The sequence below is a fragment of the Pseudoalteromonas distincta genome (assembly GCF_000814675.1).
Classification (GTDB): Bacteria; Pseudomonadota; Gammaproteobacteria; order Enterobacterales; family Alteromonadaceae; genus Pseudoalteromonas; species Pseudoalteromonas distincta.
On record NZ_JWIG01000025.1, the window covers coordinates 108,167 to 122,433 of the forward strand.

The following is a 14,267-nucleotide window of genomic DNA, read 5'->3' on the forward strand; positions in this document are numbered from 1 at the left end:
TATTTAATAGCTATTTATTGCTTATCTTGCGCGCGTTTGGCTTTAAAGTCAGACTCGCTCGTCCACTTTGGCCAATCGCCATTGTTTGCAAGCTGTGTGGCTATATCAACAATAAGATCTATATCTTGCTTAACGCCACCTAACGACCAATCAGCTGAGTAGTCGTCTGCTTCTTTATGGTATTTATGCGCAATGTACTCAGGATCGGTATCGCCCAGGCTCATAAATAATAAACTAGGCACGCCTTGCTTAGAAAGTGAGAAATGATCTGATCTAAAAAACAAGCCATTTTGCGGGCGAGGATCCATTTTAACAACACGGCCTTGTGATTTTGCAGCCTTTGCTAAATAGTTTTCCATTGTCGATAAATTTTTACCGTATTGTAAAATATAGTCAGTGCCATCAAGCACGTTCATGCCATCAATATTTAATAGACCGACCATTTGTTTTGTAGGTACAACCGCACCCGATGCAAATTCTTCAGAACCAATTAACCCCGTTTCTTCTGCTGTAAAGTTAGCAAAAATAATTGAGCGTTTAAATGGTTTTTGCTTGTTCATTTTGCTCATTATACGTGCTATTTCAAGCGTGGCTGCAGTGCCTGAAGCGTTATCTACTGCGCCGTTATAAATCTTAGGGCCAGTATCAGTTTGTTTAGTACCAAAGTGGTCCCAGTGAGCGCTGACAACAACGTATTCGTCAGGTGATTCGCTACCTGTAATTTGTGCAACTACGTTATGCGATTTTGCATGTGATACTTCGTTTTTAAAGGCAAGGTTTGCTTTTAAGTTAAGTGGCGTCGCTTTAAAGTCATCATTTAATGCTGCTTGTTTTAAATCTTGGTAGTTAAGCGTTGCGGCGTTAAACATTTTCTCAGTCGCATCAAGTGTTAGCCAGCCCATAACCGGTAATTTAGACGCGTTTAAATTGTTATCCATTAACGTGTATTTAGTGCCGGTGTTTGAACTTTCAACTACGCCCCAAGGATATGCCGCAGGTGCTGTTTCATGAACAATAAATACAGCCTTTGCACCTTGGCGAGCGGCTTCTTCATATTTATAAGTCCAACGACCGTAGTAGGTCATTGCATTACCAGTAAAAAGGGCGTCGTTTTGAGTAGCAAAGCCTGGATCGTTAACTAGCACAACCACAGTTTTACCAGTTACATCGATATTTTTATAGTCATTCCAGTTATATTCTGGTGCATTAATACCATAGCCAACAAATACAACGTCAGAATTGCGTACATCAATTAATGGCTGAAGTTGCTCGGTACGTGCGGTAAAGTCTTTACCTGATTCAAAGCTTAAATCGCCCACCTTTAACTGCATATCCTGATTAGCAGTCACCATTGCCATTTTTACAGGCTGTAAGTATTTACCTTTATAAGCACCGGTTAAACCCAGCGCTTTATATTGCTCACTTAAGTAGCCTACTGTTTTCACTTCACCATGAGTAAGCGGGCCTCGGCCTTCAAAGTCATCCGAGGCTAGCGTTTTAATATGCTGTTTAATATTGCTAAGGCTTACACCTGCTGTATTTTCTAATGGAGTTTTCTCGCTTGCAGGCTCTGAGCAGCCAAAGAGTGCAACTAGCAAGCTTAGGCTAGCGCTTTTTATAAGAGTAGATGCCATAGTCTTCATATTGTTATTTAATTAGGCTTTCAATATAAAGGAAGCACCGCAGCGATGTCGAATTTTTATAGAGAACTTTTCATTCAATTGCAGATTGATTTTATAAAGTGTATAAATAACGAACAACCTAAAGGAGCACATAATGGGCCAATGTAAAAAAAGTGGGTATTTATTTATAGCTAGTGGCATTGCATTTTTTGCTGCTGCAATATTAGCTGAGCAGGAGACATTTTTTGTGCTGTCTGCTTCTTTTATAATACTGGGCACTATAAGTATAAAAAAAGCGATTTAATAACCGCTTAGTTTTTTTAGCTAAATATAAAGCTTAAATACGATACTTGGCACTAAAAGCAAAAAACCAGCATTAGCTGGTTTTTTAGCATAAGTTGCAGTTAGCTTTATGCGTCTGCAAGTTTTACGCGGATCTTACTTTTATCAACAGTAGATTGGTTAAGTGCAGTAATTGCGCTTTTACTTTCTATGTCGTTTGGCATTTCTACAAAGGCAAAACCTTTAGATTGACCAGTTTCTTTATCAAGTACCAAGTTACAGGTAGTCACTTTACCGTGCTCTGCAAATAAAGTACGAAGCTCATGCTCAGTGGTAGCACGAGACAAGTTACGAACTAATAGTTTCATAATGAACCTAAATAATTATGTCAGTATTAATTATCTCAAGTAACTCAGGTTTAACCTAATTTTATTTTAAAACAAATATAAATAAACGCTCTATAGAAATAATTTTTTGTATCACTATGAAAATAATAGATTTTATAATTAAATTTAAAATATCAGTAAATTGGTAATATTAATTGGTAATTGAGTTGTGGTTATTTGTACAATAAATTGGTAAATTCATATTTAATTAACTTACTATTAACCACAGAACTACTCATGTCTAAATATACCCTTAAACCGTGTAATACAGTTACAGCTATACTTCTATCTTGTTTAATTACTGGTTGTGGCAGCTCAGGCTCTGATCCTACGGTGCAAAATAATGAAGCGATTTCTTCACAAACTCCTGCATTAATTGGTGGTAACAGTCTAGGTGAAGTTATTAGTGATAGTAATGATGCAATAACAGGCTCGTTAACTATTACGGATCAACAATCAGGCGAAGCTGCTTTTGTAGCACAAGAAAATAGCGCTACAAGCTATGGTTTTTTTAGCTTAAATGCTGGTGGAGATTGGTCATACACACTTGACGATTTAAACGCATCAATAACATCTTTAAGTGAAGGTGAAACACTACAAGATACAATAACAGTAAACTCTGTAGATGGTACTAGCGCACAAATTATCATAACAATTGTAGGTGCACCAATAGCTCAAGCTGATGGCTTTGAGAAAATATCACACGTTTTATTGCGTTCAGATGGCGTTAATTCGGGGCTTGACGCATACACACTTATTGAAAATGTCTTCGGCGAAGGGTCAATTGAATCTCCAGACCTATATGCTGGCAATCATGAAAGTGTTGTCCATATTATCGAAGATACCGATACGATAATTGGTAGCCATTTTGTCTTTTTAGCTCACCGAGATGATGACCAAGATAAAGACAAAGGTGCAAGTGACAGGCAACGTAACGAAATAAAAACCTACGATAAATCACCACAAGAAACACTGGCGTTTGAAGGTGAGACATTTCAATATAGCTGGAAATTTAAAGTAAGCAGCGAGCTTGAGCTTACGAGTAAGTTTAGCCATTTTTTTCAAATAAAAGCTCGAAATGATAGCAACGATAATACTAATGGTAATGACGATCAGCCTATTATTACGCTCTCGGGTGCGCAAAAAAACAGTACAGGTAATCAGCTGCAAGTGCGATATAGCGCAGGCTTTGATGAAAACGGTAACAGCACGGGTCTTGATAAAAACCTCATTGAAACCGACTGGTCACTCATTACAGATGAATGGGTCGAGGTATTTGTACAAGCTACATTTAGTGAAAATGGCAAGTTTGATATGACGTTAACGCGCTTAAGCGATAATGCAGAGATATTTAATATAAGCGAGCAAAACATAGATATGTGGCGCGGCTTTAGTGATGCTGATTTTGCTCGTCCTAAGTGGGGAATATACCGCTCAATTGTTGAAACCGACAGCCTTCGCGCTGATGAAGAACGTGTTAGGTTTGCTGATTTTTCTATTACAAAAGGTAAGATAGCGCAGTAAGCTATTTTATCAATTAGCATGAAAAAGCCGTTAATGATTATGCATCATTAACGGCTTTTTTAATTTTTTGAGAAAGTGATTACTTCACTTCTTTACCCGCTGCTTGTTGATCAGCATGGTAGCTTGAACGTACAAACGGGCCCGAAGCCGCGTGAGTAAAGCCAATTTCGTCTGCATACGCTTTTAAGCCGTCAAACTCTACTGGTGGCACGTAGCGCTTAACCGGTAAGTGATGCTTAGAAGGTTGTAGGTATTGGCCTACAGTTAGCATGTCAACGTTGTGAGCACGTAAATCGCGAAGTACTTCTTCAATTTCGCTAATTTCCTCACCTAAACCAACCATTAAGCCTGATTTAGTTTTTACTTCTGGGTGAGCTTCTTTAAAGCGACGAAGTAACTCTAATGACCATTTATAGTCAGCACCAGGACGAGCTAGTTTGTATAAACGTGGCGCAGTTTCAAGATTGTGGTTAAACACATCTGGTGGCGTCTCGATTAATATCTCTAGTGCGCGGTCCATACGACCACGAAAATCAGGTACTAAAATTTCGATAGTAATAGTTGGATTATGTTTACGAATCTCGCGAATACAATCGGCAAAATGCTGTGCACCACCATCACGTAAATCATCACGGTCAACTGAAGTGATTACAACGTAGCTTAGCTTCATATCTTTAATAGTAAGTGCTAGCTTTTCAGGTTCAGTGGCATCAGGTTTTAATGGGCGACCATGAGCAACATCACAAAATGGGCAACGACGAGTACAAATTGCACCTAAAATCATAAAGGTAGCTGTACCGTGGTTAAAACATTCAGATAGGTTAGGGCACGAAGCTTCTTCACATACCGAGTGTAAGCCATGCTTACGTAGCGCTTTTTTAATACCGTCAATACGATCGGTTGATTTAGGTAAGCGAATTTTTAACCATTCTGGCTTACGCAACATTTCAGTTTTTTCTGTAGGTAAAACTTTTACTGGGATCAACGCCATTTTTTCTGCGTCGCGTAGTTTTACACCTGGTTCCATTTTGACTGGTTTATTCATTCGTTTTCAAACCCTTCAGTATGCTTAACCTGTGTTGCATTAAGCTTCTTGATCATGTGTTTCACCAATCCTTCACCCGCACTTTCTAGGTTTTGAGGACCATCTAATTCTTTAGTTTGCACCATATTCATGCCCGCATAACCACATGGGTTAATGCGTAAAAATGGACTTAGGTCCATGTTAACATTTAATGCTAAGCCATGAAACGAGCAACCACGACGAACCCTTAAACCAAGGGATGCAATTTTACTGTCATTAACGTAAACACCGGGTGCATCAGCTTTAGCATAAGCTTCAATACCATACTCGGCGAGTGATTCAATAATGCACTCTTCAAGCCACGTAACCAGTTCACGTACACCAATCTTTAAACGACGTAGATTAAATAATACATACATCATTTGCTGGCCAGGGCCGTGGTAAGTTACTTGCCCGCCACGGTCAACTTTAATCACCTCAATGTCGCCAGGAGCTAGTAAGTGTTCGTCCTTACCAGCCTGACCTTGGGTGAATACACTCTCGTGCTCTACAAGCCAAATTTCATCTGGCGTATTTTCATCACGGGTGTCGGTAAAGTCCTGCATTTTTTGCCAAATTGGCATATAACGCTGACGACCCAGTTGGCGTACGATCAAAGTGTTTTCGTTCACAACAAATCTCAACTATGGATTAAAGCATGTGGCGTACGTCATCAATATTGCTGATCACGTTGTAAATTTCTTCAATGTGTTTGCCACTAGTAACTGTTGCTACAAGGCTTACTGACTCGTAATTACCTTTGCTGCTTGGTTTTACTTTAGGGGCATAATCGCCAGGTGCTATTGGTTGTAACTTAGCTAAAATTTGATCAGTTAAGTTTACGTTAGCTAAACCCATTATTCTGAATGTAAATGGGCAAGGGTACTCTAGGTACTCATCAAATTTAGTATCTTTAACAGGTTGAACCACGACGGTGACTCCTCATACAAAAGTGTGGACTCTATGCAAGCTTGAAGCTTAATACAGATAGGCAATTAGCAGTCTTGCTTATATGGGGCGCATTCTAACATTTTTCAAGCAAAAAAAAACGCCTCACAGCGGAGACGTTTAAATTAGTTACCTAGTTAATAGGGGAGATATAAATTACTGCATGATCTGTAAACGTAAGTAATCATAAATTTTGCTAAAGAAGCTGCCTTCTTCCACTTCCTCAAGTGTTACTAGTGGGTATTGAGCAATATCTTCGCCCTCTAGTTGTAAGAATAACGTACCTACTTTAGTACCTTTAGCAAGTGGTGCTTCAAGCGTATTATCTAGCTCAAAGTTAGCTTTAAGGTTTTTATGCTGACCACGTGGGATAGTAATTGGTGTATCTTCTAAAATACCTAAAGATACGTTCTCTTTGTTACCCATCCAAATACGTTGTTCTGCAAAGCTATCGCCTGCTTTGTACGGCGTAATTGTTTCATAAAAACGAAAACCATAGTTAAGTAGCTTTTTACTTTCTACTTTACGCGCTCGTTCGCTTGAGGTACCCATAACAACAGCAATTAAACGCATATCGTTTTTAGTTGCTGAGGTAACTAGGCTGTAACCAGCTTCTGATGTATGCCCTGTTTTAATGCCGTCAACATCTAAGCTTTCATCCCATAATAATGAGTTACGGTTATATTGCTTAATGCCGTTATAAGTAAACGATTTTTGCTTATAAAGTGCATATTCATCTGGCACATCACGAATAAGAGCAGCACCAAGTGTCGCCATATCGCGTGGAGTTGTGAAGTGCTCGTCAGTATCAAGGCCGTGGCTGTTGATAAAGTGACTGTTGCTCATACCTAATTTAGCAGCATGAGCATTCATTAAATCAGCAAATGCGCTTTCGCTTCCAGCAATATGCTCAGCCATTGCTACACATGCATCATTACCTGATTGAATAATAATACCGTGGTTAAGCTCATCAACACTAATTTGTTTACCTACTTCAATAAACATCTTTGAAGATTCTGGAAAGTTTTTAGCCCATGCTTTTTCGCTTACCGTTACCATATCGGTAGTGGCAATATTACCTGCTTTAATTTCAGTACCAATTACATAACTGGTCATCATTTTAGTTAAACTTGCAGGTGCTAGCTGTGTATCGGCTTCACCTTCAGCAATAACTTTACCTGTTGTAAAGTCGACTAAAAAATAACCTTTCGCATTAACTTGAGGTGGTGCCGGAATAATTTGGGCGCTGGCTGAGAATACGGCGGCTGTACAAACTAGGCCGCATACACCTTTGAGGATTTTATGTTTAATAGATTTCATCATACTCATTAATGGTTAAAGTTAAAGATTCGCGTTACGCCATTCTATACCCAAACTACCCCGAGATGCGAGCGTCGTTGGAGTTAAAAACGATTTAGGCAAGGCATTGATTGCAAATAATAGTTACTCTATTGTTCAAATCAATAACGCAGTATAAATCGTTTTTAAAACAACCCTTAGGGCGTTTCACTGGAGCTTACTCTCTGTGTTGTTACTTTTTAAAAGGGATTACCATTTCTACAAAGTAACGCCTAGATATTAAGCCCCAGTGCAACGCTGAATTCTGCATCCTGGGGTAGTTTGGGTATTAGTCTTACTGAGTGTAAAGCAAGAACGCGTTTTGAAATTGATTTTCTTTTAATTTTTTTAATACTTCGTTTGCATGAGGGGTATCTTTTATTGGCCCTAAATGCAGTCTGTAAATATCGTCTTTTTGCACAATATTTGTTGGTAATTTGTATTGCTCTCGCAATGTGCTGGCAAGTGCTTCAATATTAGCAAGTGTACTACCTGCAGCTACCTGAATATAGGTTTGACGCGCAGTTGCGCCCGCAAGCGTAACGGCCTCTAGCTTAACCTTTGCTGTACCATGGGTGTAGTAGCCAAGCTTATAAGCGGCTGCGTACGAAAGATCAATTATTCTATCGTCATGAAATGGGCCACGGTCGTTCACGCGTACGATTACCGATTTACCATTTGCTGTATTGGTTACTTTAACAAAGCTAGGTAGTGGCAGCGTTTTATGCGCTGCGGTCATCGCAAACATATCATACGTTTCACCATTTGAGGTGTGATAACCATGAAATTTACGACCATACCAAGAGGCAATGCCTTCCTCACTATAACCCGTCTCATCAAGCATGGGCGAATAGCTTTTACCAAGCACTGTGTATGGGCGGCTAGCGCTAGCACTTTTAGTGGTTTCGGTAACTATAGCGTCTTGCATCTCAAGTGTAGTTGGGGCTCTTAATGGCGCTGCATCATGACGCATACTATAACGGCTACTTGGCCCACTACTACAAGCACTTAAAAGCAAAATTAATAACGTGGTAAATATAAGCTGATTTGTGTGTCGCATTATTTTAAAAGCATCCTTTTATCTGTCGCGATTGACATAATAATGCCAAATCCTGCCATTAACGTCACCATCGATGTACCACCATAACTAATCAGTGGTAAAGGTACGCCTACAACAGGTAATAAACCCGATACCATGCCTATGTTTACGAATACATATACAAAAAAGGTGAGGGTGAGTGCGCCTGCGAGCAATTTACCAAATGCATCTTGTGCATTAACAGCAATGTATAAACCACGACCAATAATAAATAAGTACAGGCTAAGTAAAACACATACGCCGAATAAGCCAAATTCTTCGCTTAAAACCGAAAATATAAAGTCGGTGTGGCGCTCTGGCAAAAACTCTAATTGCGATTGTGTACCAAGCAACCAGCCTTTACCTTCTATGCCGCCTGATCCAATAGCAATTTTCGATTGAATAATATGATAACCCGAACCGAGCGGATCGCTCTCAGGGTCTAAAAAGGTGAGTACACGTTGTTTTTGATAATCGTGCATACCGTAGTGCCAAAATGGCCATGCAGCAAGCGCTACAATCGAGCTTAAAAAGCCTATTAAACGCCAACTCAAACCAGACAAAAATAATACAAATATACCTGAGCTTGCAATAAGTATAGCGGTACCTAAATCGGGTTGTTCTTTAATTAATAATGTAGGGAGCATTACAATCATAAAACCAATAATTAAATGTAGCGGGCGAGGTGGTAAGTGATTTCTACCTATATACCAAGCTACCATCATCGGGACAGCCAACTTCATTAATTCTGCAGGTTGAAACCGTGTCACCCCTAAATTGAGCCAACGCTGCGCACCTTTTGAGCTTACACCAAATAAAAGTACACCGACTAGCATTAATAACCCAACACAATAAAGTGGGATCACTAACCGCTTTAACGTGGCAGGCGAAAACTGGGCTAAAACAATCATAGCAAAAATCGCACCGCCCATGCGGGTCATGTGCCTAATCATCATAGAAGACTCTTGCCCGCTTGCGCTGTAAACAACCATTATGCTGCCAGCCATCATTATAAGTAGTGCAATAAGCAGCGGTAGGTCTAGGTGCATACGCATCCAAATAGAGCGTTTATCGTGCAAAGCGGTCATGGTGTCTCGTTCCTTGCAAGATTAACAGGGTTGGCTGCAAAGTAGTAATCCATAAGTTGGCGAGCTATTTGAATACCGCCGTGGTTGTTTTCTAACACAACAGAAACCACAATTTTAGGATCGCTATAAGGTGCAAAGCCTACATAAATTGTATTATCGCGTTGGCGCTCTTTAAGAGATTCTGCATCGTAACGCTCACCTTGGGCAATACTAACTACTTGCGCGGTACCGGTTTTACCAGCCGAGTCGTAGTTAGTCCCTTTAAATGCTTTGTGGGCTGTGCCTGATATTTTTTGTACTGTATTATGCATTGCATCTAACGATACTTGCCAATGGCGCGGATCTTTTAAAATAACAGGAGGTTTTTCTTCGTTGTTAATTTGCGTTATGTCGTTATCTTTTTTTATCACTTGCACCAAATGAGGGGGATGATTAATACCACGATTAACTAATATGTTAGTTGCATTTGCAATTTGAATTGGTGTGGCAGTCCAGTAACCTTGGCCAATGCCTACAGAAATTGTGTCACCAGGCCACCAAGACTCTTTAAAGCGTCCTTCTTTCCATTCTTTTGAAGGTAGAATAGCAGTAGTTTCTTCGTGAATATCAATACCTGACAAATCACCGTAGCCAAAACGGGCCATAAAATCGCTTATTTTAGTAATGCCTAATCGATAAGCCGCATCGTAAAAATAGGTATCGCACGACTCTTCAATGGCTTTGTATACATCTACATGACCATGGCCCCAACGTTTCCAGTCACGCCATTTATGCTCTACGTTTCGTATTTCAAAAAAGCCTGGATCCCACATTGATGTTGTTTCATTTACTATATTTTCTTCAAGCGCTAATACAGCCATTAAGGGCTTTACAGTAGAGGCCGGCGCATAACGACCTTGCGTAGTACGGTTTATTAATGGCCGGTCTTGGTTAAGCAGCGCTTTATAATTTTTGCTGCTAATGCCGTGTACAAATAAGTTTGGATCGTAACTTGGGTTTGAATAAAGTGCCAGCACGCCGCCATCTTTGGCGTCCATAACTACAACAGCGCCACGCATATCTTTAAGCGCATGTTGTGCTATTTGTTGCAAGCCCACGTCTAAAGTAAGTACTAGGTCGCTACCAGGTTGCGGTTGGGTCATGCTCAGGGTGCGTATTACACGGCCACGGTTATTAACTTCTACCCGTTGTGAGCCTACTTTACCGTGCAGTGTTTCTTCGTAATATTTTTCTATGCCGAGTTTGCCAATATCATGTGTGGCGCGGTAATTGGTTGCACGGTCTTCTTGTTCTAATTGGTTTAGCTCTTTTCTATTAAGCTTGGCAACGTAACCGAGCGCATGCGTTAGTGTGTCGCCAAATGGGTAGTAGCGTGCAAGGCGTGCCTCAATGCTAAAACCAGGGAATTTATGTTGATTAACCGAAAATTTCGCCACTTCTGTTTCGTCTAAGCGAGCTTTTAATACTTGTGATTTAAAACGACGGGTGTGTTTTATATCTTTTAAAAAGTCTTGTTTGTCTTGCTCTGTAATCGCAATTATTTTACTTATTTGATCAAGCGATTCGTCAAGGTCATCTACCTCTTCGGGGATGACCTCAAGGTTGTAAACAGGTTTGTTTTCAGCAAGTAGCACACCGTTACGGTCGTAAATTAAACCACGGTTGGGGGCAATAGGAATAACTTTAATGCGGTTATCGTTGGAGCGGGTTTGGTAGTCTTGGTGATCTTCGACCTGAATAGTATAAAGATTAGAAAGCAATACTGCGACTAATCCTAATACAAAAACAAAACCCACGAATGCTCGCCTAGCAAATAAGTTTGCTTCTGCGGAGTGGTCACGAATAGTGGGTCTATGTTTTAGCATGGCAAGGGGTTACTCGCGATGATAAGGATGGTTGTTATTTAAGCTCCAGCCTCGGTAAAGGCTCTCTGCAACAATTATACGCACCAAAGGATGCGGCAATGTTAAATTAGATAACGACCATTTTTGCTCAGACGCTGCAATACACTCTGGAGCAAGTCCTTCAGGTCCACCAATAAGTAAACTTACATCGCGGCCATCGAGTTGCCATTTTTCCATATTTTTAGCAAGTTGGTGAGTATCCAGTGCTTTCCCTGTTACCTCTAACGTTACAATACGATTGCCTTTTGGAATAGCCGCTAATGTTTTTTCACCTTCAATGTGTAAAATACGCTTTATATCTGCATTTTTACCACGTTTACCGGCTGGAATTTCGATTAACTCTAGCGCCATATCTTTAGGGAAACGGCGCTGATATTCTGCAAATCCCGTTTCTACCCATGCTGGCATTTTAGTACCAACAGCAATCATTTGTATTTTCACGTATTACTTCCAAGCATTGTCTAAAATGAGTGAGCGTTTAGCCCCACAGTTTTTCTAGATCGTAATAGCTACGTGCTTCGTTTTGCATCACGTGTACAACCACATCACCTAAATCAACCAGTGCCCATTCGCCGTCGCCTTCACCTTCATAACCTAGTGGCTCTGAATCTGCATGACGCGCTTCTTTTGCTAAGTGATCGGCAATTGACTGTACGTGGCGTTTAGAAGTACCAGAACAAATTACCATGTAATCTGTAATATCTGATGTTTCAGTTACGTCAATATGAACGATGTCACGCGCTTTCATATCGTCAATTTTGTCCATAGCAAAGGCGAGTAGTTGTTTTGAATCCAAGGTTTTGTCTCAATTTAAAAATTTAATGGCGCGCATTTTAACACGCTAGGAGTTTTTAAGCATCAATTTGATAGAGCTGATGCACTTCTATGTAATGACTCACTGCGTCGGGCAATAGTTCATTCTTTTTATTACTTTTTTTTAGCTGCTTGCGAATTGTACTTGAGGCTGCATCGAGCATTTCACCCGGTAAAAAATAAAGTTTACCTGCAAGTGAGTGTTTAAGTGCCGCGACTTCGCCAGCATTTGCGTGTTGCATATAGCTTTTGAGCTCACCTTTTACAGTGCAATGTTGAGCAGGGCGCTGGTACACCACAATATGACAAAGCTGCGTTATTGCCTTCCACTCAAACCACTTATCGAGATTGTTAAACGAGTCCATACCAATTAAAAATAAAATAGGTGTAGTGGGGTGCTCTTTACGAAGTTCTTGCAAACTAAGTAGCGAATACGATGGACCAGCTCGGTTAAGCTCTCTTAAATCGAGTTCAAAATGAGGATAAGGTGCAATGGCTGCGTTTAGCATATTAATACGGTGCTGAGTACTAATTCCCGGCGCTGCTTTATGTGCAGGGAGTGCACAGGGCATAAAATAAAGCGTATCTAAATTAAACGCATTAACGCATTGCTGCGCCATATTTAGATGGCCTAAATGGACGGGGTCGAAAGTGCCACCAAAAATTGCGATCATTTAACACCCATTATTTATTAATTAACCGCGTGGCAAGGCATAGGAATGTTGAGCGGCTGGCAAAATTTAATACAAATATGAGCAAGCGCTTGGTAAGGTGCAATTAAATTACCTTGCTTGTAACTGGCATCAAACAACGCAACATCACTGTTTATTTGTTCTAGTGTGTGCATATTTAAACGGTTAATTGCGTTTTGAACTGGACCTTGTTGGTTTTTCCAAATTGCTTTTTGTTTAAATAAATTTGCTATAGGTTCGCCATTTAATAAACCAAGTTGCACACTTATAAGTGTATTAAGCTCTTTGGTTATAGCCCACAAAATACTCACCACTTCGGTGTTATCGCTGGCAAGTTTGTTTAGTACTTTTATAGCTTGTTTAGCGTGGCCATTTAATAGTGCATCGCTTAAATCAAAAATATCAAACTTGGCTTGATTTAACAGCCCTTGCATAACTAGTTGCTGAGTAATTAATGCATTGCCGTGCAGTAGCGAGAGCTTTTCAAGCTCCTGAAAACAGGCTAATAAGTTGCCTTCAGTGGCATTTATTAAGCTTACTTTGGCGTCGCTTTGCATATTAAGTGATAAACGTTGGCATTGCTCATCAAGCCATCGTTTTACATGAGAGCCCGTAAGTGGGTAGCAAGGTACGAACACGCCTAGTTTATCAAGGGCTTTAAACCATGCACCGCGTTGTACTTCTTGACTGGCTTTAGCGCCTTTAACAATTAAAATAGTATCGGGATTAACCAGCTCAACTACTTTTTTAAAGGTATTGCTGCCAATAACGCCTGGCTTTTGTTGGTTTAAATCAAGCTCAATAATAGTGCGGGCGCTAAACAGCGACATGCTCTGATACTGGGCTATGATTTCTTGCCAATCGAATCCTTGCATTAAAGTAAATTTAATTACTTCATCAAAACCTTGTTGTTTAGCACTGTCGCGAATTTGTTGTACGCATTGCGCTTCTTGAAAAGGCTCTTCACCAAATACTAAATAAAAGGGCTTTAGCCCTTTATTTAATTCATTCGGTAGTTGATTAGCGTAGCAGCGCATTATAGTTGCGACAGCTCTCTAACAATACGACGACTGGCTTGCTCACGAATCTCGCTAATGAGTAGCTCAAGCTCTTTTGCTTTTGCTAATGCATGATCCGGATCGTCTTGGTAATTACGATAAAGCTCAAAACGTTTTTCTATCGCTTTTTCACCAGGGAGTTTAACTACATACGACACGCCATAAGCAAGTTCGTATTCAGCAACCTGACCATTTTGAAACAGCGAAAGTGTTTGGCGTTCAATACTTTCTTTGCGTAAATACAATTGGGCCTTATCTTTAGCTGACGATACAAGCTCTACGTTACTCGCTTTAAGCTCTTTTTTAAGCTCAGTAAATAAAGTCGATTTTTCATCATCGCCTACAAGTGTTAGCTGTTTTAAGTTATCAGGCAAGCTAGAGGCTTTTTTTAAATGAAAGCCACAGCTTGATAACAAAAAACAGACTAGCACTAAGGCTAGTCCATTTTTAATGGCGTTAAATGCAGCCATA

General features: G+C 40.1%; 15 protein-coding genes. 1 reads left to right on the forward strand and 14 read right to left on the reverse strand.

Annotated features, from left to right (window positions below; genetic code table 11):
• Positions 1–14: 14 nt before the first annotated feature.
• On the reverse strand, positions 15–1,634 hold the full coding sequence (locus QT16_RS16015) for a M28 family metallopeptidase (protein WP_039489310.1): 1,620 nt from the start codon (positions 1,632–1,634) through the stop codon (positions 15–17).
• 398 nt (positions 1,635–2,032) lie between these two features.
• Complete coding sequence (locus tag QT16_RS16020) at positions 2,033–2,272, reverse strand: RNA recognition motif domain-containing protein (RefSeq protein WP_002958513.1); 240 nt, start codon at positions 2,270–2,272, stop codon at positions 2,033–2,035.
• 255 nt (positions 2,273–2,527) lie between these two features.
• Here QT16_RS16020 and QT16_RS16025 point away from each other — a divergent pair, with 255 nt between their 5' ends.
• Positions 2,528–3,814 carry a VCBS domain-containing protein gene (locus QT16_RS16025; protein ID WP_039489457.1) on the forward strand — a complete coding sequence of 429 codons (1,287 nt, stop codon included), beginning with the start codon at positions 2,528–2,530 and terminating at the stop codon, positions 3,812–3,814.
• A gap of 79 nt (positions 3,815–3,893) precedes the next feature.
• Here the strand turns inward: QT16_RS16025 and lipA are convergent, their stop codons facing one another.
• The 12 genes from lipA to QT16_RS16085 form a co-directional block, all read right to left on the reverse strand.
• Entirely contained in the window at positions 3,894–4,859 is a 966-nt protein-coding gene (gene lipA / locus QT16_RS16030; protein ID WP_002958515.1) for a lipoyl synthase, read from the reverse strand.
• A complete protein-coding gene (gene lipB, locus QT16_RS16035) occupies positions 4,856–5,509 on the reverse strand; it encodes a lipoyl(octanoyl) transferase LipB (RefSeq protein ID WP_010554695.1) in 654 nt (217 codons plus the stop codon). Before lipB ends, lipA begins: the two co-directional genes overlap by 4 nt.
• A gap of 19 nt (positions 5,510–5,528) precedes the next feature.
• Positions 5,529–5,807, reverse strand: a complete 279-nt coding sequence (ybeD, locus tag QT16_RS16040) for a DUF493 family protein YbeD (protein ID WP_002958517.1) — start codon at positions 5,805–5,807, stop codon at positions 5,529–5,531.
• A 174-nt stretch (positions 5,808–5,981) separates the two neighbouring features.
• Positions 5,982–7,145 carry a serine hydrolase gene (locus QT16_RS16045; RefSeq protein ID WP_002958518.1) on the reverse strand — a complete coding sequence of 388 codons (1,164 nt, stop codon included), beginning with the start codon at positions 7,143–7,145 and terminating at the stop codon, positions 5,982–5,984.
• A 313-nt stretch (positions 7,146–7,458) separates the two neighbouring features.
• Positions 7,459–8,223, reverse strand: a complete 765-nt coding sequence (locus QT16_RS16050) for a septal ring lytic transglycosylase RlpA family protein (RefSeq protein ID WP_039489313.1) — start codon at positions 8,221–8,223, stop codon at positions 7,459–7,461.
• On the reverse strand, positions 8,223–9,329 hold the full coding sequence (gene rodA, locus QT16_RS16055; RefSeq protein WP_039489315.1) for a rod shape-determining protein RodA: 1,107 nt from the start codon (positions 9,327–9,329) through the stop codon (positions 8,223–8,225). The genes QT16_RS16050 and rodA overlap by 1 nt, the downstream gene beginning before the upstream one ends.
• On the reverse strand, positions 9,326–11,194 hold the full coding sequence (gene mrdA / locus QT16_RS16060) for a penicillin-binding protein 2 (protein ID WP_039489318.1): 1,869 nt from the start codon (positions 11,192–11,194) through the stop codon (positions 9,326–9,328). Before mrdA ends, rodA begins: the two co-directional genes overlap by 4 nt.
• A 9-nt stretch (positions 11,195–11,203) precedes the next feature.
• The gene (rlmH, locus tag QT16_RS16065) at positions 11,204–11,674 is read right to left on the reverse strand and encodes a 23S rRNA (pseudouridine(1915)-N(3))-methyltransferase RlmH (protein ID WP_002958522.1); all 471 of its coding nucleotides are present in this window, start codon (positions 11,672–11,674) and stop codon (positions 11,204–11,206) included.
• Between the two features lie 37 nt (positions 11,675–11,711).
• The gene (gene rsfS / locus QT16_RS16070) at positions 11,712–12,029 is read right to left on the reverse strand and encodes a ribosome silencing factor (protein ID WP_002958523.1); all 318 of its coding nucleotides are present in this window, start codon (positions 12,027–12,029) and stop codon (positions 11,712–11,714) included.
• Positions 12,030–12,084: 55 nt separating this feature from the next.
• Positions 12,085–12,720 (reverse strand): nicotinate-nucleotide adenylyltransferase, encoded by a 636-nt coding sequence (nadD, locus tag QT16_RS16075; RefSeq protein ID WP_024594705.1) that lies wholly within the window; start codon positions 12,718–12,720, stop codon positions 12,085–12,087.
• 17 nt (positions 12,721–12,737) lie between these two features.
• The gene (holA, locus tag QT16_RS16080) at positions 12,738–13,775 is read right to left on the reverse strand and encodes a DNA polymerase III subunit delta (protein WP_039489323.1); all 1,038 of its coding nucleotides are present in this window, start codon (positions 13,773–13,775) and stop codon (positions 12,738–12,740) included.
• On the reverse strand, positions 13,775–14,266 hold the full coding sequence (locus tag QT16_RS16085; protein WP_024594704.1) for an LPS-assembly lipoprotein LptE: 492 nt from the start codon (positions 14,264–14,266) through the stop codon (positions 13,775–13,777). The genes holA and QT16_RS16085 overlap by 1 nt, the downstream gene beginning before the upstream one ends.
• Position 14,267 lies beyond the last annotated feature (1 nt).

Coding starts and splice junctions, on each gene's coding strand:
- QT16_RS16015 (WP_039489310.1), bottom strand. CDS start 1,634: ATGGCATCTACTCTTATAAAAAGCGCTAGCCTAAGCTTGCTAGTTGCA.
- QT16_RS16020 (WP_002958513.1), bottom strand. CDS start 2,272: ATGAAACTATTAGTTCGTAACTTGTCTCGTGCTACCACTGAGCATGAG.
- QT16_RS16025 (WP_039489457.1), top strand. CDS start 2,528: ATGTCTAAATATACCCTTAAACCGTGTAATACAGTTACAGCTATACTT.
- lipA (WP_002958515.1), bottom strand. CDS start 4,859: ATGAATAAACCAGTCAAAATGGAACCAGGTGTAAAACTACGCGACGCA.
- QT16_RS16045 (WP_002958518.1), bottom strand. CDS start 7,145: ATGAAATCTATTAAACATAAAATCCTCAAAGGTGTATGCGGCCTAGTT.
- QT16_RS16050 (WP_039489313.1), bottom strand. CDS start 8,223: ATGCGACACACAAATCAGCTTATATTTACCACGTTATTAATTTTGCTT.
- rodA (WP_039489315.1), bottom strand. CDS start 9,329: ATGACCGCTTTGCACGATAAACGCTCTATTTGGATGCGTATGCACCTA.
- mrdA (WP_039489318.1), bottom strand. CDS start 11,194: ATGCTAAAACATAGACCCACTATTCGTGACCACTCCGCAGAAGCAAAC.
- nadD (WP_024594705.1), bottom strand. CDS start 12,720: ATGATCGCAATTTTTGGTGGCACTTTCGACCCCGTCCATTTAGGCCAT.
- holA (WP_039489323.1), bottom strand. CDS start 13,775: ATGCGCTGCTACGCTAATCAACTACCGAATGAATTAAATAAAGGGCTA.
- QT16_RS16085 (WP_024594704.1), bottom strand. CDS start 14,266: ATGGCTGCATTTAACGCCATTAAAAATGGACTAGCCTTAGTGCTAGTC.